The following is a 403-nucleotide window of genomic DNA, read 5'->3' as shown; positions in this document are numbered from 1 at the left end:
AAATCTTAGGATTGCCCATCGTTTGGTTTGCTATATTTTTAACGATAACGATTGTAACCGTTTATACGGGCAATTTACCTGCAGGAATGATTGGAAGTTTACTCGTGATGGTTGTGTTTGGAGAATTCCTTGGCTGGATAGGTGACAGATTACCAATCGTCAAAACCTATTTGGGTGGAGGAGCTATTGTAGCGATTTTCGGATCGGCTTATATGGTCTATAGTGGCATTCTCCCAGAAACGGTTACGACCGGTGTCACTGATTTTATGACAACAGGTGGTTTCCTCGATTTCTACATTGCTGCATTAATTACGGGAAGTATTTTAGGAATGAATTCTAAAGTTCTTATGAAAATTGGGGTTCGTTATTTTATTCCTATTTTTGGAGCCGTCCTTGGGGCGAT

At 40.2% G+C, this 403-nt stretch carries 1 protein-coding gene; it reads left to right on the top strand.

Annotated features, from left to right (window positions below):
* The coding region (locus SAZ04_RS21735) for a 2-hydroxycarboxylate transporter family protein (RefSeq protein ID WP_332699599.1) at positions 1–403 on the top strand (403 nt) is incomplete at both ends.

The organism is Halalkalibacter lacteus, assembly GCF_036663595.1.
GTDB classification, from domain to species: Bacteria; Bacillota; Bacilli; order Bacillales; family Bacillaceae_D; genus Halalkalibacter; species Halalkalibacter lacteus.
The sequence above is the reverse complement of the archived record's forward strand: the minus strand, read 5'-3'. Positions and strand labels throughout refer to the sequence as shown.